At 63.1% G+C, this 21,441-nt stretch carries 18 protein-coding genes; 9 read left to right on the top strand and 9 right to left on the bottom strand.

Features of this window, described 5'->3' with window-relative positions; all coding sequences use genetic code 11:
• The first annotated feature begins 608 nt into the window (after positions 1 to 608).
• Positions 609 to 1,067 (top strand): nuclear transport factor 2 family protein, encoded by a 459-nt coding sequence (locus tag AC3RCJ_RS18385; protein WP_492964145.1) that lies wholly within the window; start codon positions 609 to 611, stop codon positions 1,065 to 1,067.
• A 33-nt stretch (positions 1,068 to 1,100) separates the two neighbouring features.
• Here AC3RCJ_RS18385 and AC3RCJ_RS18380 read toward each other — a convergent pair whose 3' ends face one another.
• The 3 genes from AC3RCJ_RS18380 to AC3RCJ_RS18370 all read right to left on the bottom strand — a co-directional run bounded on the left by AC3RCJ_RS18380 (position 1,101) and on the right by AC3RCJ_RS18370 (position 3,947).
• A complete protein-coding gene (locus AC3RCJ_RS18380; protein WP_492964146.1) occupies positions 1,101 to 2,204 on the bottom strand; it encodes an HD-GYP domain-containing protein in 1,104 nt (367 codons plus the stop codon).
• A gap of 47 nt (positions 2,205 to 2,251) precedes the next feature.
• Positions 2,252 to 3,430, bottom strand: a complete 1,179-nt coding sequence (locus AC3RCJ_RS18375) for a pyridoxal phosphate-dependent aminotransferase (RefSeq protein WP_492964147.1) — start codon at positions 3,428 to 3,430, stop codon at positions 2,252 to 2,254.
• 82 nt (positions 3,431 to 3,512) lie between these two features.
• The gene (locus AC3RCJ_RS18370; protein ID WP_492964148.1) at positions 3,513 to 3,947 is read right to left on the bottom strand and encodes a putative toxin-antitoxin system toxin component, PIN family; all 435 of its coding nucleotides are present in this window, start codon (positions 3,945 to 3,947) and stop codon (positions 3,513 to 3,515) included.
• A gap of 30 nt (positions 3,948 to 3,977) precedes the next feature.
• Between AC3RCJ_RS18370 and yaaA the strand changes: the two genes are divergently transcribed.
• Positions 3,978 to 4,748, top strand: coding sequence for a peroxide stress protein YaaA (gene yaaA, locus AC3RCJ_RS18365; RefSeq protein WP_492964149.1), 771 nt, complete (start codon positions 3,978 to 3,980; stop codon positions 4,746 to 4,748).
• Between the two features lie 158 nt (positions 4,749 to 4,906).
• On the opposite strand, the gene AC3RCJ_RS18360 is transcribed toward yaaA, so the two are convergent.
• Complete coding sequence (locus AC3RCJ_RS18360; protein WP_492964150.1) at positions 4,907 to 5,710, bottom strand: outer membrane protein assembly factor BamD; 804 nt, start codon at positions 5,708 to 5,710, stop codon at positions 4,907 to 4,909.
• A gap of 89 nt (positions 5,711 to 5,799) precedes the next feature.
• Here AC3RCJ_RS18360 and AC3RCJ_RS18355 point away from each other — a divergent pair, with 89 nt between their 5' ends.
• A complete protein-coding gene (locus AC3RCJ_RS18355) occupies positions 5,800 to 6,825 on the top strand; it encodes an RluA family pseudouridine synthase (protein ID WP_492964151.1) in 1,026 nt (341 codons plus the stop codon).
• The gene (pgeF, locus tag AC3RCJ_RS18350; RefSeq protein WP_492964152.1) at positions 6,825 to 7,610 is read left to right on the top strand and encodes a peptidoglycan editing factor PgeF; all 786 of its coding nucleotides are present in this window, start codon (positions 6,825 to 6,827) and stop codon (positions 7,608 to 7,610) included. Before AC3RCJ_RS18355 ends, pgeF begins: the two co-directional genes overlap by 1 nt.
• A gap of 16 nt (positions 7,611 to 7,626) precedes the next feature.
• On the opposite strand, the gene AC3RCJ_RS18345 is transcribed toward pgeF, so the two are convergent.
• Positions 7,627 to 7,860: a hypothetical protein gene (locus AC3RCJ_RS18345; protein WP_492964153.1), complete on the bottom strand. Its 234-nt coding sequence runs from the start codon at positions 7,858 to 7,860 to the stop codon at positions 7,627 to 7,629.
• Positions 7,861 to 8,020: 160 nt separating this feature from the next.
• On the opposite strand from AC3RCJ_RS18345, the gene phaC reads away from it, so the two are divergent.
• From phaC to AC3RCJ_RS18325, 4 genes are all read left to right on the top strand, one after another.
• Positions 8,021 to 9,736: a class I poly(R)-hydroxyalkanoic acid synthase gene (gene phaC / locus AC3RCJ_RS18340; protein ID WP_492964154.1), complete on the top strand. Its 1,716-nt coding sequence runs from the start codon at positions 8,021 to 8,023 to the stop codon at positions 9,734 to 9,736.
• 224 nt (positions 9,737 to 9,960) lie between these two features.
• Positions 9,961 to 10,524, top strand: coding sequence for a polyhydroxyalkanoate synthesis repressor PhaR (gene phaR / locus AC3RCJ_RS18335; RefSeq protein ID WP_071323205.1), 564 nt, complete (start codon positions 9,961 to 9,963; stop codon positions 10,522 to 10,524).
• A gap of 212 nt (positions 10,525 to 10,736) precedes the next feature.
• Positions 10,737 to 12,092, top strand: coding sequence for a 30S ribosomal protein S12 methylthiotransferase RimO (gene rimO / locus AC3RCJ_RS18330; protein WP_170909721.1), 1,356 nt, complete (start codon positions 10,737 to 10,739; stop codon positions 12,090 to 12,092).
• A 98-nt stretch (positions 12,093 to 12,190) separates the two neighbouring features.
• Entirely contained in the window at positions 12,191 to 13,357 is a 1,167-nt protein-coding gene (locus AC3RCJ_RS18325) for a cystathionine beta-lyase (protein WP_492964155.1), read from the top strand.
• Between the two features lie 44 nt (positions 13,358 to 13,401).
• Here the strand turns inward: AC3RCJ_RS18325 and AC3RCJ_RS18320 are convergent, their stop codons facing one another.
• A complete protein-coding gene (locus AC3RCJ_RS18320) occupies positions 13,402 to 13,764 on the bottom strand; it encodes a DUF4870 family protein (protein WP_492964156.1) in 363 nt (120 codons plus the stop codon).
• Between the two features lie 110 nt (positions 13,765 to 13,874).
• Between AC3RCJ_RS18320 and AC3RCJ_RS18315 the strand changes: the two genes are divergently transcribed.
• Positions 13,875 to 15,749, top strand: coding sequence for a serine hydrolase domain-containing protein (locus AC3RCJ_RS18315; RefSeq protein ID WP_492964157.1), 1,875 nt, complete (start codon positions 13,875 to 13,877; stop codon positions 15,747 to 15,749).
• Between the two features lie 49 nt (positions 15,750 to 15,798).
• Here the strand turns inward: AC3RCJ_RS18315 and serB are convergent, their stop codons facing one another.
• The 3 genes from serB to AC3RCJ_RS18300 form a co-directional block, all read right to left on the bottom strand.
• On the bottom strand, positions 15,799 to 16,665 hold the full coding sequence (serB, locus tag AC3RCJ_RS18310) for a phosphoserine phosphatase SerB (RefSeq protein WP_492964158.1): 867 nt from the start codon (positions 16,663 to 16,665) through the stop codon (positions 15,799 to 15,801).
• Between the two features lie 31 nt (positions 16,666 to 16,696).
• Entirely contained in the window at positions 16,697 to 20,140 is a 3,444-nt protein-coding gene (mfd, locus tag AC3RCJ_RS18305; RefSeq protein ID WP_492964159.1) for a transcription-repair coupling factor, read from the bottom strand.
• 163 nt (positions 20,141 to 20,303) lie between these two features.
• Complete coding sequence (locus AC3RCJ_RS18300) at positions 20,304 to 21,239, bottom strand: 5'-nucleotidase (protein ID WP_492964160.1); 936 nt, start codon at positions 21,237 to 21,239, stop codon at positions 20,304 to 20,306.
• Between the last annotated feature and the right edge of the window lie 202 nt (positions 21,240 to 21,441).

Genomic DNA, 21,441 nt, shown 5'->3' with positions numbered 1-21,441 from the left:
GCGCGGGCCGACGAATGGCGCCAGGCGCAGGATGAACGGTCGATACAGGGGAATGCACGGGAGTTGCGCGGCATCAAGCCGGCTTGCCGTGGCAGGCGTGCGGCCGCGCAGGGGTATGTCTGTGCAACATTTGCAAAGTGTTCAGGTTGCGTCATTGATACCGGATCACGCGATGGAGCAGCGGCTGGCATGCCTGGCGGTGCCAGCTTCGCCATGCACTCACCGGCCGCCGCAAGCGGCCATCGACAAGGTCAGATTACATGCGGACATTGAATCAATTGCTGGATAGTGAAGACCCGGCGTTTCCACTGATCAGGCAGTGGGCGCTCAACCTTGAGCTGCAACAGACGTTGCCGGATGCGCCTGCGAGCGTGCGCTGAGGCGGGGCTTGCGGGCATGACTGAACGCATGGCCATGCGCATCCCGAGCCTGAAAATGGCATTTCAATCCACCAATCCGGCGGTTTGTCGCAATGGCATGCCATATAAAAGGGCAAGCGGGTAGCATACAGTGGGCTTTCTCGTGATGCGCGGCCCGCAAGCGGGTGTTCGATGCTGCCGCGGCAGTCAACGCACGCCTCCCCATGACCATGACCAGGATGAATACGCATGAAATTGACCTTTCCACATGTCCTCTCGACCTGCCTGCTTGGCAGCTTGGGCCTTATCGGTAGTGCGCACGCGGCTTCCGCCGACGCCGACCTGGTGGCTTTAGTGCAGCGCCATGCGCAGGCCCAGAGCAGTTTCGATCAAGCCGCCTTGAAAGCCGTCACGGCCGAGAATTATGTGGAAATATCGCCGGTCGGCGAGGTGGACGGGCGTGAAAAAATGCTGTCCTTCTATGCGCCTGAGCAGAAGCGGCCGGGTCCTCAGGTCCAGGTCGATGAACCGGCGGTGCGCCTCCTTGGCGATACGGCGCTCATCTCGGCGCGGCTGTCTTACACAATGAATCAGGAAGGGGCGGCCCGCACCTTCGCCATGCGCGCCGGCTATGTCGCCAGGCTTGTCGATCATCAATGGCTGCTCGTCAGCGCACAGTACACGGGCATCCGTCCGCCGAAACGGTGACGTGACAGCTTGTGGGGGCCTTGGCCGGCGAGGCTAGAGCCGCGCCTCATCGCCCCATACATTGCGCATGCTGAAATGCACGCCGGCATCGTCTTCGTGCAGCGACGCGACGATGGCGAACTGGCTGTCGGCCGTGTCGCGCGGCGTCATCTGCGATAGTTCGGCGGCGGCCAGCGGCGCGCCCAGCGGGTCGCTGAGCGGGTGGACTAGGGCGGCGCCCCGCTGCGTCACCACGCCCAGTTCGCCGCTGCGCAGGCGCACGAGCGTTCCGGGTGGATATTTCCCCAGCAGCTTGACGAACTGTTCCCCCAGCAAAGGGTCGATGGGCACGTCCTGCTCGAGGAAGATGTGCTGCAGCGCCTGGTCGGGCACGATGGAGCGCCGGTAGTTGCGCGCCGAGACGCGGGCGCAATAGCGGTCGGCCAGGCCGATCAGCTTGGCATTTTGCAGGATTTCATCGGCCGTGCGTCCCTGCGGGTAGCCGCTGCCGTCGTCGTTTTCATGGTGCAGCAGCACGCAGCTCAGCCATTCCTCGTCGTCGACGCCGGCGCAGCGCAGCAATTCCGTGCTTTCCCGGGGATGCTGGCGCACGATGCGCATTTCCTCGTCGTTCAGGGGGCCGCGCCGGTCCTGGAAGCTGTCGTGGTGGCGCAGCATGCCCACGTTCATCGTCAGGGCGGCCGCGCCGATCAGCAATAGTTCATCGTGGGACTTGTGCATGCTGCGGCCCACGAGCATGGCCAGCAGCGCCGTTTCGATGCAGTGGCGCACGGCGTAGCTGCCGGCGATCTGGTTGAGCAGGATGCTGGCCAGGGCGATGTCGGCGTCGTGCTCGAGCGCGCGCAGCAGGTCGCGGCCGATGTCGCGCACGTCGCGCTCGGCATTGCCTTCGCTGCGCAAGTCCAGCAGCAACCGTTCCAGGCGCTGCGCCGCTTCATTGAGCAGGCGCAAGACGGACGGTTGCTCGGGCGCGCCCGCGTACAGGCCCAGCTGCAGCAAACGGCCCAGCTGGGCGCCATCCGTGATGATCTGCCCCTTGCGTAGTTGCGGACCTGCACTATGGTCAGCCAGAAACAAATCCCAGGGCAGGGGTTCGCCGGGAACCAGGTCGGCCGGGCCGATGCGACGTTGTACCATGCTGTCATCCTTTGCCCCGCCGTGGCGAAGCCATGCTCAGTGCTCGGTTATATGCTGCGCAGGCGTTCCAGCGCCAGGCGCAAGGTCTCGTCTTTCTTGGCAAAACAGAAACGCACGATGCCCGACTCCTGGCCCTGCGCGTAAAACGCGGACACGGGAATGGCGGCCACCTTGATTTCCGCCGTCAGCCATTCGGCGAACTGCGCTTCAGTCTCTTGCGAAATGGCATCGTAGCGCACGCACTGGAAATACGTGCCGTCGGCGGGCAGCAGGGTAAAGCGGCTGCCCGCCAGGCCGTCGCGGAACAAATCGCGCTTGCGCTGGTAAAACGCGGGCAAGTCCAGGCAGGGCTGCGGGTCCGCCATGTAGGCGGCCAAGCCGTGCTGCATCGGCGTGTTGACGCTAAACACGTTGTACTGGTGCACCTTGCGAAACTCGGCCGTCAGGGCCTTCGGTGCCGCCACATAGCCGATTTTCCAGCCCGTCACGTGATAGGTCTTGCCGAAGCTGGAGACGATGAAGCTGCGCGCCGCCAGTTCCGCGTGGCGCGCGAGCGACTCATGGCGCACGCCGTCGTACACCATGTGTTCGTAGACTTCGTCGGACAAAATCAAAATTTGCGTGCCGCGCACGATGTCGGCCAGCGCCGCCACGTCGGCCGGGCGCAAAATCGTGCCCGTCGGGTTGTGCGGCGTGTTGATGATGATCAAGCGTGTCTTGCCGCTGATGGCGGCGGCCAGCTTGTCCCACGGCACGCTGTAGCCGGAATCGCCCAGTTCCATCGCCACCAGCACGGGCACGCCGCCGGCCAGCGCGATGGCGGGTAAATAGCTGTCGTAGGCCGGTTCGATGACGATGACTTCGTCGCCCGGATGCACGCAGCACAAAATCGCCGTGGTCAGCGCCTGCGTGGCGCCGGCTGTGACGGTGATTTCCGTGCCCGCATCATAGCCGTGGCCGTACAGGCTGGCGATCTTCGCGGCGATGGCTTCGCGCAGGGGCGCGGCGCCCGTCATCAGGGGGTACTGGTTGTGGCCGGCGCGCATGGCGTCGCCGACGAGCTCGACCAGGGCCGGGTCGCAATCGAAGTCGGGAAAGCCCTGGCCCAGGTTGACGGCGCCATGCTGGGCCGCCAGGCTGGACATGCGGGTAAACACGGTGGTGCCGACAGCGGGCAGGCGGCTGGTCAGGGTGGGAGTCAGGTGGGGCAGGGACGGGCTGTTCATGAACGGTAGGGGCGCGGTGCGGAAAGTGGAATCGTGTCCCATTCTAGCGCAGCGCGCCCGCTTGCGTGCAGGGCTTGATGGCTCAGCCCGGCAAGGCCCAGCCTTCCGGCACCATGATCTTGAACATGCCGGCCTTGGCCGTCTTGCGGGCCAGTTTCAGCAGCGCCTTGTCCTTGGTGATGAGGATGTCGGCGTTGGCGTCGCGCGCCAGTTCGAGGAATTTCTGGTCATCCTTGTCCGTGCAGACGGGCAGGCGCACGCCGGAGGCGGGTGGCGCCACGACGCTGATGTGGGCGTCGAAGCGGGCGGCGGCAACGGCGCGGCTGGCCTCGTCGAGGGGCAGGTGTTTGTAATGCAATACGACAAGATATTCCGCGCGGCAATCTTCGCGCGTGATGGCGTGCACGGCGCCGCTTTCCATGGCCGCCAGCAGGCCCGCCCAGCGCGGGTCGTTGAAGACGAACAGGTCGAGGCAAACGTTGGTGTCGAGGACGAGTTTTTGTGGAGCAGGTATCATGTCGGCAATTCTATTTTGTAGTGATAATTTATGTTGATCGTGCTTTCGCCCGCCAAGAGTCTCGACCTGGAGACGCCGCCAACAACCTCGTTGCACAGCACCCCCGATTTTCTCGACCATTCCTTTCAACTGATCGAGCGCATGCGCCAGTTTTCGCCCGCCGAAGTGGGCAGCCTGATGGGCATTTCCGACGCCTTGTCCGCGCTCAACGTGGCCCGCTACGCATCCTGGACGCCCAAGCTCGACGAGGCACACCAGGCCATCATGGCCTTCAATGGCGACGTGTATGCCGGTTTCGAGGCGCGCAGCCTGCAGCCGGCCCAGCTCGACTATGCCCAGTCGCGCGTGCGCATTTTATCCGGGCTGTACGGCTTGCTGCGCCCGCTCGACCTGATCCACCCGCACCGCCTGGAAATGGGCACGCGTTTGTCGACCGCGCGCGGCAAGGATTTGTATGCGTTCTGGGGCGACACCATCACCAATGGCCTGAACCGCACTGCAAAAGAGCAGGGCGCCAAGGTGCTGGTGAATCTTGCTTCTGAAGAATATTTCAAATCCGTCAAGCCGCGCCAGCTGGACGTGCCCGTCATCGCGCCCGTGTTCGAGGACTGGAAGAACGGCAAATATAAAATCATCTCGTTCTACGCCAAGCGCGCGCGCGGCATGCTGGCCCGCTATGCGGCCGTCCACAATATCCGCGATCCCGAGCAGCTCAAGCAGTTCGACGTCGACGGCTACGGCTTCGTGCCGGAAGCGTCGAACGACAAGAGCTGGGTGTTCCGGCGCAAGGTCGGCGAATAACAACGCCTAACAAAACCGTAGCGAGCGGAAGGAAGTTGTGGTTGAGAAGCGGAACTGTACGAAGGTACAGTGAGCATCGCAGACCGCAAATTACGACGCGCAGTAGGTTTTGATAGGCGTTCTAAGTAAAAAAACCGGGTCAGCCCGGTTTTTTCATTTTACTGCCAGAATTTCCACCACTTGCGCTCCCGGTTCACCCCTTCCGGGCTGAGGAAGGCCGTGTTCGGGTAGTTCTTGGTCAGCACGCGCAAGGTGTCGTCGCGCAGGTCGGTCAAGCCCAGCTTGTCATACGAGCGGTACATGATGAACAGCGCTTCTTCGATCGCCGGCGAGGCGGCAAAGTCGCTGATCGTCGTTTGCGCGCGGTTGGCCGCGGCCAGGTAGGCGCCACGGCGGTAGTAGTAGCGCGCCACGTGGACTTCATATTTCGCCATCGCATCGATCAAATAGTTCATGCGGGCCAGCGAATCGGGCGTATATTTGCTGTTCGGGAACTTGTCGACCAGTTGCTTGAAGGCCGCAAACGCTTCGCGCGTCGCTTTCGGGTCGCGCTCGGTCGGATCTTGCTCGTACAGGAAGTTCAGGAAGCTGATCTGGTCGTTAAAGCTGATCAGGCCACGCAAGTAGTACATATAATCCACATTCGCGTGGTTCGGATGCAACTTGATGAAGCGTTCGACGGCGGCCAGCGCCTGCGCCTGGTCTCCCGCCTTATAATACGCGTAAGCGATCTCCATCTGTGCCTGCAAGGCATAGTTGCCGAAAGGATAGTTAGCCTCCAGCTTTTGGAACAGGCCGATTGCAGCTTCATAGTGCTGCCCGGCCATTTCTTCACGCGCCTCCGAGTATAATTTCGTAACGGACCAGTTTTTGGTCTCATCCACTTTTTCAGGCAACAAGCTGCAAGCGGACATGCCGAGCAGAACGACTGAAGCGACTACCAACGATAATTTTTTTTGCATGACGTTTTGCAAGAAGGTTTTAACCAAGATTTTACAATAGGCTGATTATAGCCGATGGGAATGCTGTGATATTAACTCCGAAGCCTAATTTGGCTGACCCCGCGTTTGACTCCCTTTCTGAGCATGCTGCCGAAGAAGCGTTTGACGGCGATTTTGCCGCCGACGATGTCTTCGAGGAAATGGCCCCGATTACACTGGAACTGACGCCGGACGCCTGCGGCCACCGCCTCGATAAAGTCATCGCCCAGCTGGTGCCGCAATACTCGCGCAGCCGCTTGCAATTGTGGCTGGAAGCCGGTTTCGTGACCGTGGACGGAAAAGTTGCCAAACGCAATATGACCGCCTATGGCGATGAGAAGATCGTCATTCTGCCGCAAAGCGCGCCGGAAGACGAGGCTTTTAAGCCGGAAGCGATGGAATTGAACATCGTGCACGAAGATGAGCATATCATCGTGATCAACAAACCGGCCGGACTGGTCGTGCATCCCGGCCCCGGCAACTGGTCGGGCACCCTGCTCAACGGCCTGCTGCACCACTGCCCGCAGCTGGCCGGCGTGCCGCGCGCCGGCATCGTGCACCGCCTGGACAAGGATACGAGCGGCCTGATGGTGGTCGGCAAGACCCTGGCGTCGCAAACGGACCTCGTGCGCCAGTTGCAGGCGCGCACCGTCAAGCGCGAATATTTCGCGCTCGTGTGGGGCACGCCGAAAATGGCGGGCACCATCGATGCGTCGATCGCGCGCCACCCGCGCGACCGGGTCAAGATGGCCGTGTCGGAGAATTTCACCGCCAAGCCCGCCATCACGCACTATGAATTGATCGGTAGCGGCGAACTCGACCGCCGTCCCGTGAGTCTGATGCAATGCCGCCTGGAAACAGGCCGCACGCACCAGATCCGCGTGCACATGCAGCACCTGGGCTTTGCGCTGGTCGGCGATTATGTGTACGGCAAGCAGCACCTGGTGTCCGTGTTCTCGCGCCAGGCGCTGCAGGCGCGCCGCCTGGGCCTCGTGCATCCGGGCACGCTGGAAGCGTGCGAATGGATCGTGCCGCTGGCCGATGATTTCGCGCAACTGATCGCCACGGCCGGCATTCCCGAGCCGGAACAGGTCTGATGACGTCACCGTTGCCTTGCATTATTCCCCATTGGCCCGGCTTGCCCGCGAACGTGGGCGCGCTGGCGACCGTGCGCGCGGGCGGCGTCAGCCAGGCACCCTATGGTGACGGGCAGGGCGGCGGTGGCTTGAACCTGGGCACGCACGTGGGCGACGAGCCCGCGCACGTGGCGGCCAACCGGGCGCGGCTGGCGGCAGTCTTGCCGTCCGAACCGGCCTGGCTGTCGCAGGTGCATGGCGTGGCCGTGGCCGACGCGGCCAGACTGCACGGTTGCGTGCCGGACGCCGACGCCAGCGTGGCCACGCAGCCTGGCGCCGTGTGCGTGGTGATGACGGCCGATTGCCTGCCGGTGCTGTTCTGTTCGACCGATGGCCTCGTCGTCGGCGCGGCCCACGCGGGCTGGCGCGGCCTGGCCAACGGCGTCTTGCAGCGCACGCTGGACGGCATGCGCGCGCAGGGCGCGAAAGATATCCTCGCCTGGCTGGGGCCGGCCATTGGTCCGCAGCAATTCGAAGTGGGGCAGGACGTGCTGCAGGCGTTCCGCGACGGCGCGCGCGATGCTGCCGAGCGGCAAGTGTTGTCGGATGCATTTGCCGCCATCGCCGGCAAGCCAGGTAAATACCTGGCCGATATCTATGCGCTGGCGCGCACCATGCTGCTGCGCGATGGCGTGGCGCAGGTGGCGGGCGGGGAATATTGCACCGTCAGCGATGCGGCGCAGTTTTACTCGTACCGGCGCGACGGCGTCACGGGAAGACAGGCCAGTTTGATCTGGCGCAAATAATCTGCACGGCAGACACTTATGTGTCTGCCGTTTTTGTTTTATCGTCTGCTGAGGCGAGCGCGCGGGCGTTCAGTTCGGCGATGCGCACCGCCTTGCGTTTGCGTCGCCGCGAGCCCGTCAGATAGAATAGGATGGACAGCGGGATGACGCAGTACAGCACGAAGGTCATCACCCCGGCGACGATGGACGGTTCCGTCAGCGCCATGAGGCCGACGACATAGATCCAGGCAACAGCGGTCATGAGCATCATGAGTCGTGGCAGTCAGTAAAGGTTTGCATGCAGGTGCTCCAGAAATATTTATTTTTGACTACGTTTGCGACGCCTGACGAAACCCACGCGCAGCAGGTTTTGTCCGGCGTCCCTCAATCTTGAATGGACTTAACTATCTATGAATATGCCCGATCCTCAAATGATGACCAAGGAATGGATGGCGCAGATCAGCAATCCTGAGCAGTGGAAGACGTGGTTCAACATGGTACCGCAGCCGGCCAGCAATCCGATTGCCGGCATTTTGCAGGATGCGGGCGCCAGCATCAAGCCGGAAGCGATCGAGCAGCTGAAAAATGCCTATGTGGCCAAGCTGACGGGCTTGTGGGCCGACTTCATGGCCGGCAAGGTGCCGGAGCTGAAGGACCGCCGCTTCGCCGCGCCCGCCTGGCATGCGAGTCCCTTGTCGGCCTTCAACGCGGCCGCCTACCTGCTCAATGCGGAATTTCTCACCGCCATGGCCGAGGCGGTGGAAGCGACGCCGCACCAGAAGCAAAAGATTGCCTTTGCGGTACAACAAATCGTTGACGCCATGTCGCCTGCCAACTTTCTTGCCACCAATCCCGACGCGCAGCAAACCCTGATCGAGACCAAGGGCGAAAGCCTGGCCAAGGGATTGAGCAACATGCTGGCCGACATGCAGAAGGGCCGCATCTCGCAATCGGACGAATCGGCCTTCGAAGTGGGCCGCAACGTGGCCACCACGCCGGGCACGGTGGTGTTTGAGAATGCCTTGTTCCAGCTGATCCAGTACGCGCCGACGACCGCCACGGTACACCAGCGTCCGCTGTTGATGGTACCGCCATGCATCAATAAATTTTATATCCTTGACTTGCAGCCAGAAAACTCGCTTGTGCGCTATGCGGTGGAGCAGGGCAATAGCGTGTTCCTCATGTCCTGGCGCAATCCGGACCTGAGCCTGCAGCACCTGACGTGGGATGATTACGTGGAGCAAGGCGTGATCGAAGCCATCCGGGTGGTGCAGGACATCTCCGGCCAGGACAAGCTGAACATGTTCGGCTTTTGCGTGGGCGGCACCATCGTGTCGACGGCGCTGGCCGTGCTCAAGGCCCGTGGCGAGAGTCCGGCCGCCAGCCTGACCCTGCTGACCACCTTCCTCGACTTTTGCGACGCGGGCGCGCTTGACGTCTTTATTGACGAGCCGCAAGTGGCGCTGCGCGAGCAAAGCTTGTCCAAGGGCGGCCTGATGTCCGGGCGCGACCTGGGCAGCACTTTCTCCAGCCTGCGCCCGAACGACCTCGTGTGGAATTACGTGCAGTCGAATTACCTGAAGGGCAAGGAGCCGCCCGCGTTCGACTTGCTGTACTGGAATGGCGACGGCACGGGCTTGCCGGGTCCCATGTTCTGCTGGTATCTGCGCAACACCTACCTGGAAAACAGCCTGAAAGTGCCGGGCAAGCTGACGGTGGCAGGCGAAAAGGTCGACCTGAGCAGCATCGATGCGCCCGCCTTCATCTATGGCTCGCGCGAAGACCACATCGTGCCCTGGGGCGCGGCCTATGCGAGCACGGCGCTGCTGAACCCGAAAAAAACCAGGGCCAACCGTTTCATCCTGGGCGCTTCCGGCCATATCGCCGGCGTGATCAATCCCGCCGCGAAGAAAAAGCGCAGCTACTGGAGCAATGACCAGCCACGCACGGCGAAAGCCAAGCCCTTGAGCGCCGAGCAGTGGATGGACGGCGCAACCGAACACGCGGGCAGCTGGTGGCCGGAATGGGCGGCTTTCCTGGCCGAACATGGCGGCGCCGACGTCAAGGCGCCAGCCAAGCCCGGCAACAAACGCCATGCGCCTATCGAGGCGGCGCCAGGCCGGTATGTTAAAGTCAGGGTGGATTAAGTCACAAAGCGTTTTGTCCGGCAAGACCGGCGTAATCTCCGGTCTTGTCAGGAATCTACTTTTAGTTGCGTTGCAATAAATGCGGGAATCTACTACCCTGATGTGCAATGGAGCCGTTTTCCACTCTATAATGGAAAACGTAGGCAGGTGCGAAAGCGGACCCACGTTCGCTTTTTTTTCGGATCAACTCAGTATGCGCTGCGGCGCAATAAGTGGAACTTGTGATGAGTAGTGCAAAAAAAAGTATAGACCGCCTGATTAAAAAATACCCGAACCGCCGTCTGTACGACACGCAAACCAGTTCCTACATCACCTTGACGGATGTCAAGCAGCTGGTGTTGGACAACGAAGAGTTCACGGTCGTCGATGCCAAGTCCAGCGAAGATCTGACGCGCAGCATCTTGCTGCAGATCATATTGGAAGAGGAAGCCAGCGGCGTGCCCATGTTCTCCAGTGGCGTGCTGTCGCAGATCATCCGCTACTATGGCCACGCCATGCAGGGCATGATGGGTTCCTACCTGGAAAAGAACGTGCAAGCGTTCACGGACATCCAGCACAAGTTCACGGGCACCTCGGCCGGCAGCTTCGAAGGCAAGCCGTTCAGCCCGGAAATGTGGACCCAGTTCATGAACGTGCAGGGCCCGATGATGCAGGGCATGATGAACAACTACATCGACCAGAGCAAGAGCCTGTTCGTGCAGATGCAGGAGCAGATGCAAAGCCAGAGCAAGAATCTGTTCGGCACCTTCCCCTTCGTCCCACCCGTCCCGCCAACGGACAAGAAGTAATCAGATGCATGGCCATGGGCAGCGATGCTGCCCATGTGCATCATTTTATTGCACCTTTGACATCAATTCGATACAGTTCGCAGCATAGTTCTGCCAGCAAGGGGCGGCTCGGGGTACAATAGCCGATTCGCCTCACCATTTTCTAGCTGCCAACTATGTCTGAAATTCACCGTATTCCCGTTCCTTCCGCCAAGCCAGAGGCCATGCTGGCCATGCCAGGTGCGGCGCCGAAAGTGGGCTTTGTCTCGCTCGGCTGCCCGAAAGCGCTGGTCGATTCCGAACAAATCCTGACCCAGCTGCGTGCCGAAGGCTACGAAACGGCGAAATCCTACGCTGGCGCCGATCTGGTGATCGTCAATACCTGCGGCTTCATCGACGCCGCCGTGCAAGAGTCGCTCGACGCCATCGGCGAAGCGCTGGCCGAAAACGGTAAAGTGATCGTTACCGGCTGCCTGGGCGCCAAGAAAGATGCTGCCGGCGACGACATCATCATGAAGGTGCACCCGAAAGTGCTGTCCGTCACGGGCCCGCATGCGCTGGCCGAAGTGATGGATTCCGTCCACTTGCACCTGCCGAAACCGCATGCGCCTTTCCTCGACCTGGTGCCGCCGCAAGGCGTCAAGCTGACGCCGAAGCATTACGCGTATTTGAAAATTTCCGAAGGCTGCAACCACCGTTGCAGCTTCTGCATCATCCCGTCCATGCGCGGCGACCTGGTGTCGCGCCCGATCGGCGAACTGATGATGGAAGCGGAAAACCTGTTCAAGTCGGGCGTCAAGGAATTGCTGGTCATTTCGCAAGATACCTCGGCCTACGGCGTGGACGTGAAATTCCGCTCCGGCTTCTGGAACGGCCGTCCCGTGAAGACCCACATGACGCAGCTGACGGAAGCGCTGGGCGAGCTGGCCAAGTCCTACGGCGCCTGGGTGCGCCTGCACTATGTGTACCCGTATCCGCATGTGGACCAGATCATCCCGATGATGAGCGGCGGCCACATCCTGCCTTACCTCGATATCCCGATGCAGCATGCGCATCCTGACGTATTGAAGCGCATGAAGCGTCCGGCCAGCGGCGAGAAAAACCTCGATCGCATCCAGGCCTGGCGCGCCATCAACCCGGATCTCACCATCCGCTCGACCTTCATCGCCGGTTTCCCAGGCGAAACGGAAGCGGAATTCGAGTATTTGCTCGATTTCCTCAAGGAAGCGCAGATCGACCGCCTCGGCTGCTTCGCGTATTCGCCTGTCGAAGGCGCGACGGCCAACGAAATCGCCAATCCCGTGCCGGAAGAAGTGCGCGAAGAGCGCCGCGGCCGCGTGATGCTGCTGCAGGAAGAAATCTCGAAAAAACGCCTGCAGGCCAAGGTCGGCAAGACCGTGCGCGTGCTCATCGATGAAGTCACGCGCTCGGGCGGCGTGGGCCGCTCGTCCGCCGACGCGCCGGAAATCGATGGCGTCGTGTACGTCAAACCGCCGTTCGAGCCGCACCGCAAGCTGGCCGTGGGCCAATTTGTCGATGTGACCATCACGTCGGCCGACGCGCACGACCTGTGGGGCGCTGCCGAGTAAGCAGGTGTAACAACAGTACGGCAGGCAAGGGCATAAGCCCTTACAATCAAGGCGGACCAGCACAGGCTGATCCGCCTTTTTTATTTGCCGACGATGCCATGACCACACCCAAATCCCCGCAGACCGCGCTGATCCACAGCGATTACCAGGCACCGCAAGGCTTTGCCGCGTTTCCGAATGCCATCCATCACGCCTCCACCGTGCTGTTCAAGGACGTGGCGGCCATGCGCTCGGGCGACTGGAAAGAGAAGAACGCCTATACCTACGGCTTGCACGGCACGCCCACCACGTTCACCTTGGAAGCGCGGCTGGCCGAGATCGAAGGGGGCACGCACTGCCTGCTGGCGCCGTCGGGGCTGGCGGCCATCGCCATGGCCGATTTTGCCCTGCTGAAGACGGGCGACGACGTGCTCTTGCCGGAAAACATATACAACCCGAACCGCGAACTGGGACGCTGGCTGGCGCACGATTTCGGCATCACGGCCCGCTATTACGATCCGCTCATCGGCGCCGGCATCGCGGCCTTGATCCAGGAGAATACCAAGCTCATCTGGACGGAAGCACCGGGTTCCGTGACCATGGAAGTGCCGGACCTGCCCGCCATCTGCGCGGCCGCCCATGCGCGCGGCGTGCTCGTCGCTTTGGACAACACCTGGTCGGCCGGCCTGGCCCTGCGCGGCTTCGAGCTGGGCGTGGACATCATCATGCAGGCGCTGACGAAATACCAGTCGGGCGGCTCGGACGTGCTGATGGGCGCCCTGATCACGCGCGAGCGGGCCCTGCACGAGCGCCTGGCGCAGGCGCACATGCGCCTTGGCATGGGGGTGGGCGCGGACGACGCCTATCTGGTGCTGCGCGGCTTGCCGACCATGAAGCTGCGTTTCGACGCCCACGACAGGGGCGCGCGCGCCGTGGCCGCCTGGCTCAAGGGCAGGAGTGAAATTGCCACGGTGCTGCATCCGGCTTTCGCCGATTGCCCTGGTCACGCCATCTGGCAGCGCGATTTCACGGGTGCGGGCGGCCTGTTTTCCGTGCTGTTCGATGCCCGCTACACGGAGCAGCAGACGGACCGTTTCGTCGATGCCTTGCAGTTGTTCAAGATTGGCTACAGCTGGGGCGGCGCGAACAGCCTGGTGATGCCGTACCGCATCGCCGCCATGCGCAAGGGCTGGCCGCTGCCGGGCCAGCTGGTGCGCCTGAACGTGGGGCTGGAAGAGCCGCAAGACCTGATCGCCGATATCGAACGGGCGTTCGCGGCGATGTAGGTGGAAGGGGGCGGGCAAGCGCGCGGCTTGCCCGGATGCCGCTGCTACAGCGGCATGGCGTTATTGTTGTTCAAGTCGATGAAGCCGCGCAGCAGGCGGTAGGCTTTCCACAGCCACGCCACGCCCCAGACGAGAAAGGCAAGCGGAATGCCGATGATGGTAATCCACAGCACGGCGCCGACGACGATCCAGAAGGCATACCACCAGAATGAACGGATCTGCCAGCCATGATGGCTGTACACGAAGGTCCCGGCCGCCTCGTCCCGCTTCACGTAATTGATGATCAGCGGGATGAAGGAAAATGCGCCCAGTGAAAATACAAAGCTGGCGCCATGTATCAGGTATAACCACCAGGCCAGGGTCTTGCTCTGCTGGGCAGTGTTATCCAGAATAATATCTTGTGACATGGAGGCTCCCTTGCTTGCTCAAGTTTTGATTGTAACAAGCAATGCGGCGCGGGGGCGCCACCCATGCAGGGAAAAGGTTGAATGAATTGCTGAAACTGGACAGGGCTCACATGATGATGGCGCGCGGGCGGCGAGGGCTGCGCCGCGCCTTGCAGGCGCTGCTGCTGTGCACGGCGGCCCATGCGGCACATGCCGCCAACGGCGCGTTCGTCGATGATTTTTCCAGCGGCTTGAAGGAAGAGGGGCTGGCGGGCGCCGTCTGGAGTGAATTGCTGCCTAACGGAAATATGCTGACGGGCGCCGCCGGCGTGCAGGATGGCGCCAGCCGTGCTCCCATGCAGGCGGACACGCGGGTGCAGGTGGGTTCCGTGGGCAAGGTGGCGCTGGCGCTGGGCGTGCTGCGCCTGGTCAGCGAAGACCGGCTCACGCTCGACACGCCGCTGCAGCAGGTATTACCGGAACTGGCCATGAGAAATCCCTGGCTGGCGAGCGACCCCGTGCGCATCCGCCACCTGCTGGCGCACACTTCCGGCCTGGACAACGCCCGTCTCTGGCAGGCGTTCAGCCTGCAGCCGGCACCGGACACGCCGCTGGCGGCCGCCTTTGACGGCGGCGGCAATCTGCTGCGCGTGCGCGCCCGCCCCGGCAGCCGCTATGCCTATTCGAACATGGGCTATGGCTTGCTGGGCATGGTGATCGAGCGGGTCACGGGCCAGCCGTATGAACGCTACCTCGATGCGCAATTGCTGCAGCCGCTGGGTATGCATGACAGCACGTTTGCCTTTGTCACGCAAATGAGCACGCAAGGGGGCAAACAGGCCGGCGGCCAGGGCGATGCGCGCCTGGCCATGGGCCACTTCGAGCAGGGCGTGGCGCAGCCGGCCGTGCCCCTGTACCTGCGCCCGGCCGGCCAGTTCACCACCACGGCGGCGGACATGGGCAGGCTGGCGCGCTTCCTGATGGGGGACGGCCAGCTGCAAGGCAGGCAGTTCATCGACCTGGCCCTGATGGGCGCGCTGTCGGCGCCGTCCGGCACGGACGCGGCGCAGGCGGGCCTGGAAACGGGCCATGGCCTCGCGCTCGCCGTGCGCGACCGCCACAATGTGGTGGGCGCCTGCCACCCGGGCACCGCCGTGGGTTTCCGCGCCATGCTGTGCCTCTATCCGGAACAGAAAAGCGCGTTTTTCGTGGCCTTCAATACGGATGCGGAACAGGCAGACTATGAGCGCTTCAACCGCCTGCTGCTGCGCGACCTGGACCTGCCGCTGCGCGCGCCGGCCGCCCGCGGCGCCCCTGCGGCCACGGTGGAAAACTGGCAGGGCGTGTATGTGCCCGCGCCCGACGCCATGGCCAGCATGGCCTGGGTCGATGCCGTCTTCGGTTTCGTGCGCCTGAAGTGGGATGGCGATGCGCTGTTCCTGATCCCGTTCCAGGGCGAGCCGAAGGAGCTCGAGCCGGTGGGCGGCCTGCTGTTCCGTGCCAGCGACCGCAGCACCGCGTCCCATGTGCTGCTGCAGGAAGACGGCCGCCATGTGCTCAGCGACGGCTTGCACAGCTATGAACGCGCCTCGATGCTGCGCATGCTGGTGCTGTGGGGCAGCCTGGCGCTGGGCGCGGCGGGCTTGCTGTACGTGCTGCTGGCGGGGGGCTGGCGCGCCGCGCGGCGTACCCTGGCGCGCGGCGACCACCTGTTCGCGCCGCTGCTGTCGCTGCTGGCATTGCTGCTGCCGCTGCCGTTCTTTTACTTCCAGTCCTTCCTGCGCCTGGGCGACATCACCGTCGCCAGCGTGCTGCTTGCCCTGGCGACGGGCGCGCTGCCGCTGGCCGTGGCCTTTGGCCTGGCGCGCTGCTGGCGCAGCCGTGGCACGGCGGCCGACGTCGGCACGCTGGCGAAATGGGACTGGATCGCCTTGCTGGCGGCGCTGCAGCTGCTGCTGGTGCTGGCCTGGTGGGGTTTGCTGCCGCTGCGCTTGTGGCAGCTATAGGCCGCGATGCGGAAAAGGGCACGGCCGGGCGGCCATGCCCTGACAGGCGTCAGCCGAGGATGTTCAGGATGCCATCGAGGCCGACGAAATTGAGCGCCACGTCGGCCTGCGAACGCACCACGGGCTTGGCGCGGAAGGCCACGGACAGGCCGGCGATGCCCATCATCTTCAAATCGTTGGCGCCGTCGCCCATGACGATGGCTTGCGATGGCGCAATGCCCATTTCGGCGCATACGCGCTCCACCGTGCGCTGCTTTTCCTCGGCGTCGACGATGCCGCCCAATACCTTGCCTGTCAGCTTGCCGTCGATGATTTCCAGTTCGTTCGCATGCGTGTAGTCGAGGCCCAGGCGCTGTTTCAGGCGCTCGGTGAAGAAGGTGAAGCCGCCCGACACCAGCAGCGTCTTCAGGCCGGCCGCCTGCACGGCCGCCAGCATCTTCTCGGCGCCCGGCGACAGCTGCAGGCGCTCATCGTAGACGCGCTGCAGGGCCGACGCGTCGAGCCCCTCGAGCAGGGCCACGCGCTGCTTCAGGCTGGCGGCGAAATCGAGCTCGCCGCGCATGGCCGCTTCCGTGATGGCCGCCACCTGCGGTTTGAGGCCCTGCATGTCGGCGATTTCATCGATGCACTCGATGGTGATCAGGGTCGAATCCATGTCCATCGCCACGAGCTTGAATTCGCCCAGTTCGCGCTGGCCCATCATGTAGGTGGCGTCCAGCTGCGCCGCCTGGGCCGCCACTTCGATGGTGGGGCGCAGCGCGGGCGAATAGGCGATCTGCTCGCAGCGCACGGCGTTCGGCCCCAGGCGCGTGACGGAGGTGGGCGCGGCCAGCGCGGCGATGCGCTCGAGGCGGGCGCTGTCGCCGTCCAGGCCCTGCAGGATCAGGTTCATGGTGATGGAAGTGGTGTCGGTCATGGGGCTATCCTGCATAAAAGGTCTGAATGGTCTATACCGTCAATTGCTTGATGGTGGTCTTGATCTGCGTCACGCGCGCGGCCAGGTCCGGCATGGCTGCAGTGATTTTCAGCTTGTCCTGGCCATGCAGCTTGATATGGCGGTTTTTCTGGATCAGGTCGATGATGCGCATCGGGTCGATGGGCGGCTTGGCCATGAATTGCAGGGTGGCTGCCTCGCCATGCACGTCGATCTTGACGATGCCCACGGTTTTCGCCGCGATGCGCAATCGGTGCGTCTCGACCAGCGCCTTGACGGGATCGGGCAGCTTGCCGAAGCGGTCGATCAGCTCTTCCTGGATATCGTCGATCTTGTCCTGCGTGGCGCAGTTGGCCAGGCGCTTGTAGATTGACAGGCGCTCGTGCACGTCGCCGCAGAAGTCCGCCGGCAGCAGGGCCGGCACGTGCAGGTTGATTTCCGTCGTCGAGGCCAGCGGCGCGGCCAGGTCCGGCTCCTTGCCCGCCTTCAGCGAGCGCACGGCTTCGTTGAGCATGTCCGAATACAGCTGGAAGCCGATTTCCGTCATCTCGCCCGACTGGCTCTCGCCCAGCACCTCGCCGGCGCCGCGGATTTCCAGGTCGTGCATGGCCAGGTAAAAGCCGCTGCCCAGTTCTTCCATCTGCTGGATGGCGTCCAGGCGGCGCTGCGCCAGTTTCGTCAGGCCCTGCACGTCGTGCACCAGCAGGTAGGCGTAGGCCTGGTGATGCGAGCGTCCCACGCGGCCGCGCAGCTGGTGCAGCTGCGCCAGGCCGAACTTGTCGGCGCGGTGCATGATGATGGTGTTCGCCGTCGGCACGTCGATGCCGGTTTCAATGATGGTCGTGCACAGCAAAATATTGAAGCGCTGGGCGACGAAGTCGCGCATGACCTTTTCCAGGTCGCGCTCGTGCATCTGGCCGTGCGCCACGGCGATGCGCGCCTCGGGCAGCAGTTCCGTCAGCATGGCCAGGCGGTTCTCGATGGTTTCCACCTCGTTGTGCAGGAAGTAGATCTGGCCGCCGCGTTTGAGTTCGCGCAAACATGCTTCGCGGATGATGGCTTCGCCCTCGCTGCGCACGAACGTCTTGATGGCCAGGCGCTTTTGCGGCGCCGTGGCGATGATGGAAAAGTCGCGCAAGCCTTCCAGCGCCATGCCCAGGGTGCGCGGGATCGGCGTGGCCGTCAGCGTCAGCACGTCCACTTCCGCGCGCAAGGCCTTCAATGCCTCTTTCTGGCGCACGCCGAACCTGTGTTCTTCGTCAATGATGACCAGGCCCAGACGGGTAAACTTCACGTCGTCGGACAGCAGCTTGTGCGTGCCGATGACGATGTCGATGGTGCCGTCGGCCATGCCCTTGAACGCCTGCGTGATCTCCTTGCCGCTGCGGAAGCGCGACAATTCCGCGATGCGCACGGGCCAGTCGGCGAAGCGGTCGGCGAAGGTTTGCGCATGCTGTTCCGCCAGCAGGGTGGTGGGCGCCAGTATCGCCACCTGCTTGCCGCCCATGACGGCGATGAAGGCGGCGCGCAGCGCCACTTCCGTCTTGCCGAAGCCGACGTCGCCGCACACGAGGCGGTCCATCGGCTTGCCGGACGTCATGTCCTTGATGACGTTGTTGATGGCTTCGGCCTGGTCCGGCGTCTCGTCGAAGCCGAAGCTGTCGGCGAAGCGCTGGTAGTCGTGCGCCGAGAATTCGAAGGAGTGGCCCTGGCGCAGCGCGCGGCGGGCGTACAGGTTGAGCAGCTCGGCGGCCGTGTCGCGCACCTGTTCGGCCGCGCGCTTTTTCGCCTTTTCCCACTGGCCCGAACCGAGCGAGTGCAGCGGCGCGTCTTCCGGCGAGGCGCCCGAATAACGGGAGATCACATGCAGCTGCGACACCGGCACATACAGTTTCGTGTCCTTGGCGTATTCGAGGTGCAAAAATTCCGTCTCGCCTTCGCCCAGGTCCATGCTGGTCAGGCCCATGTAGCGCCCGATGCCGTGGTTGATGTGCACCACGGGGTCGCCGATTTTCAGCTCCGACAGGTCGCGCACCATCGACTCGACCTGCGTCACGCCTTCCTGTTTTTTGGTGCCGACCCTGCGGCCGGAACCGGCGTACAGTTCCGTCTCGGTGATGAAGGCCAGATTGCCGTCCGGCGTGAACAGCTCGAAGCCGGCGTGCAGCGGCGCCACGCCCAGCATCAGCTTGGCATCGGACTGCAAGAAGCCGTCGCAGCCTTCCACCGGCGTCAGTTGCAGGTCGTATTCGCTGAAATACTGCTGCAGGGTTTCGCGGCGGCCGTTCGATTCGGCGCAGATCATCACGCGGCGGCCCGCTTGCAGCAGGTAGCTGCGCAGATTGGCCAGCGGGTCGTCGGCGCGCCGGTTGACGGCGATGTTGGGAATCGGCGCCGACAGTTCGGAGGCCAGCGCATCGTTCGATTTTGTGATGGCCAGGCGCGGATACGGCTTGGCCAGGCCGAAGAACTGTTCGTCGGACAGGAACAGCGCTTCGGGCGGCAAAATCGGCCGCTCGCGGTCGGCCTTCAAAAAGCGGTAGCGCGACTGGGTATCGGTCCAGAAGCGTTTGATGTCCGCGTCGATCTCGCCCACCAGGGCCAGCGAGGCGTCGGGCGGCAGGTAGTCGAACAGGGTGGCCGTCTGCTCGAAGAACAGCGGCAGATAATACTCGATGCCGGCCGAGGCGATGCCGCTGCTGATGTCCTTGTAGACGACGGAGCGCGACGGGTCGCCCTCGAACTGCTCGCGCCAGCGGTTGCGGAAGGTGGTGCGCGCCGCCTCGTCCATGGGAAATTCGCGGCCCGGCAGCAGCCGCACTTCGTGCACGGGATACAGCGAGCGCTGGGTGTCGGCGTCGAAGGTGCGGATGGTCTCGATGGTGTCGCCGAACAGGTCCAGCCGGTAGGGCAGGGCCGACCCCATGGGGAACAGGTCGAGCAGGCCGCCGCGCACCGAGTATTCGCCGGGCGACATCACTTGCGACACATGGCTGTAGCCGGCCAGGGTCAGCTGCGACTTCAGGCGCGCCTCGTCCAGCGTTTCGCCCTTCTTGAAGAAGAAGGTGTAGGCGGCCAGGAACGACGGCGGCGCCAGGCGCACCAGCGCCGTGGTGGCCGGCACGATCAGCACGTCGCACTGGCGCGTCTGGATTTCATGCAGCGTGGCCAGGCGCTCGGAGACCAGGTCCTGGTGCGGCGAAAAGGCGTCGTAGGGCAGGGTTTCCCAGTCCGGCAGCAGATGGCAGCGCAGTTCCTTGCCGCCAAACCAGGGGATTTCATCGAGCAGGCGCTGGCCGTCGCTGGCCTGCGCCACCACCACGGCCAGCATCTGGCCCCGCGCCTTCAAGGTCAAAGCGGCCAGCGCCAGGGCATGGGCGTCGGATGAACCATACAGGGCGGGCAGCGCATAGCGGTTGCCGGGCTTGGGGAGGGCTTTTGTTAAGTCTAAGGACATGCAGGCGATGACACTAGTGGCAGAGGCAGTTGAATGGGACAGCTGTGGTGCGCGCCGCGCCGCCAGTGACGGCGCTGACAGGCGAGATTATAGACCATCGTCCTGATCTCCGCGCTTGAGAAAACCGTCGCGGGCGGCAGCAATGCACGGCGCGCAGCAGGTTTTATTCTGCGCGGACATTGGCGATGCCGAACGGTACATGCACCATCGGTATCGTGCCGCCCGCCGATTTCAGGTGGCTCAGCTGGTCATCGAAGAAGATATGCGGCTTGAACACGGACAGCACGCGCGACTTGTCCATGCCGCCGAGGAAAAACGTCTCGTCGGCCGCCACGCCCCAGCTTTTCAGGGTCGTCACCACGCGTTCGTGCGAGGGCGCGTTGCGCGCCGTGATGATGGCGATGCGCAGGATCTTCCTGTAGCCGGGGTCGCGCCGCTGCGCCTTTTCCTCCAGGCGCTGCATGGTGGCCAGCTTCTGGAACAGGTCGGCCAGCGGTCCCGGGCGGTGCGGCGTGCCCACGTTCAGGGTTTCGTGCGCGTGGAACTCGTCGACGTCGTTGTTGCGCTTGAACACGGTTTCCGCTTCATCGTCGGCGATCACGCCATCGAAGTCGAAGGCCACGCGCAGCTCCTCGTCGCTTTCGTCGTCTTCCGTGCGCGAGGGCAGCACCAGGCCGGCCGGGTAGTTGCAGGCCAGCGCGCTGCGCACGTCGTCTTCATTCGCGCTGAGGAAGAGCGAGGCGTTGAAGGCGGGCAAATACGGATACGGCGACTTGCCCGTCATGAAGGCGGCGCGCGAGATGTCGAGGCCATAGTGGGCGATCGAGTGCATGACGCGCAGGCCCGTCTCCGGCGAATTGCGCGAAAACAGCACCACTTCCACCGGCGACTGGCGCGGATAGTGCTTGTTGATGTTCAGGAAACGACGGATGAAGGGAAAGGCCACGCCGCGCGGCAACACCGCGTCGATATGCGCTTCCTGGTACTTGCGGTATTCCTCGGGACCGCTGTCGAGGTAGACCTGGTGCGATTCGGACAGGTCGAACAGCGCGCTGGACGCGACGCCGATCACCAGTTTGTGTTCGATAGGATAAGCCATTGTGTGCCCGTGATTTGCCTGTTGAGCATCTTATACGACTATCAACTGCGCAGCCAATAGGCGTGCACGGCGAATTTTCGCACCAAAGCGGAGCAGGCGGGCCGGTTTGTGGCGACTTGTGCGAGGAGTACCACAGTAAAGAAATAAATCTTGTTTTGTATCAAGTATGTATCAGCCAGTACGCCATTTTTCCTCTATCCTT

It is taken from the genome of Janthinobacterium sp. GW822-FHT07H11, from assembly GCF_058798615.1.
The sequence above is the reverse complement of the archived record's forward strand: the minus strand, read 5'-3'. Positions and strand labels throughout refer to the sequence as shown.

Excerpts from the sequence above, each read along its gene's own strand:
- AC3RCJ_RS18385 (WP_492964145.1), top strand. The coding sequence starts at position 609 with ATGAAATTGACCTTTCCACATGTCCTCTCGACCTGCCTGCTTGGCAGC.
- AC3RCJ_RS18380 (WP_492964146.1), bottom strand. The coding sequence starts at position 2,204 with ATGGTACAACGTCGCATCGGCCCGGCCGACCTGGTTCCCGGCGAACCC.
- AC3RCJ_RS18375 (WP_492964147.1), bottom strand. The coding sequence starts at position 3,430 with ATGAACAGCCCGTCCCTGCCCCACCTGACTCCCACCCTGACCAGCCGC.
- AC3RCJ_RS18370 (WP_492964148.1), bottom strand. The coding sequence starts at position 3,947 with ATGATACCTGCTCCACAAAAACTCGTCCTCGACACCAACGTTTGCCTC.
- yaaA (WP_492964149.1), top strand. The coding sequence starts at position 3,978 with ATGTTGATCGTGCTTTCGCCCGCCAAGAGTCTCGACCTGGAGACGCCG.
- AC3RCJ_RS18360 (WP_492964150.1), bottom strand. The coding sequence starts at position 5,710 with ATGCAAAAAAAATTATCGTTGGTAGTCGCTTCAGTCGTTCTGCTCGGC.
- pgeF (WP_492964152.1), top strand. The coding sequence starts at position 6,825 with ATGACGTCACCGTTGCCTTGCATTATTCCCCATTGGCCCGGCTTGCCC.
- AC3RCJ_RS18345 (WP_492964153.1), bottom strand. The coding sequence starts at position 7,860 with ATGATGCTCATGACCGCTGTTGCCTGGATCTATGTCGTCGGCCTCATG.
- phaC (WP_492964154.1), top strand. The coding sequence starts at position 8,021 with ATGATGACCAAGGAATGGATGGCGCAGATCAGCAATCCTGAGCAGTGG.
- phaR (WP_071323205.1), top strand. The coding sequence starts at position 9,961 with ATGAGTAGTGCAAAAAAAAGTATAGACCGCCTGATTAAAAAATACCCG.
- rimO (WP_170909721.1), top strand. The coding sequence starts at position 10,737 with ATGCCAGGTGCGGCGCCGAAAGTGGGCTTTGTCTCGCTCGGCTGCCCG.
- AC3RCJ_RS18325 (WP_492964155.1), top strand. The coding sequence starts at position 12,191 with ATGACCACACCCAAATCCCCGCAGACCGCGCTGATCCACAGCGATTAC.
- AC3RCJ_RS18320 (WP_492964156.1), bottom strand. The coding sequence starts at position 13,764 with ATGTCACAAGATATTATTCTGGATAACACTGCCCAGCAGAGCAAGACC.
- AC3RCJ_RS18315 (WP_492964157.1), top strand. The coding sequence starts at position 13,875 with ATGATGATGGCGCGCGGGCGGCGAGGGCTGCGCCGCGCCTTGCAGGCG.
- serB (WP_492964158.1), bottom strand. The coding sequence starts at position 16,665 with ATGACCGACACCACTTCCATCACCATGAACCTGATCCTGCAGGGCCTG.
- mfd (WP_492964159.1), bottom strand. The coding sequence starts at position 20,140 with ATGTCCTTAGACTTAACAAAAGCCCTCCCCAAGCCCGGCAACCGCTAT.
- AC3RCJ_RS18300 (WP_492964160.1), bottom strand. The coding sequence starts at position 21,239 with ATGGCTTATCCTATCGAACACAAACTGGTGATCGGCGTCGCGTCCAGC.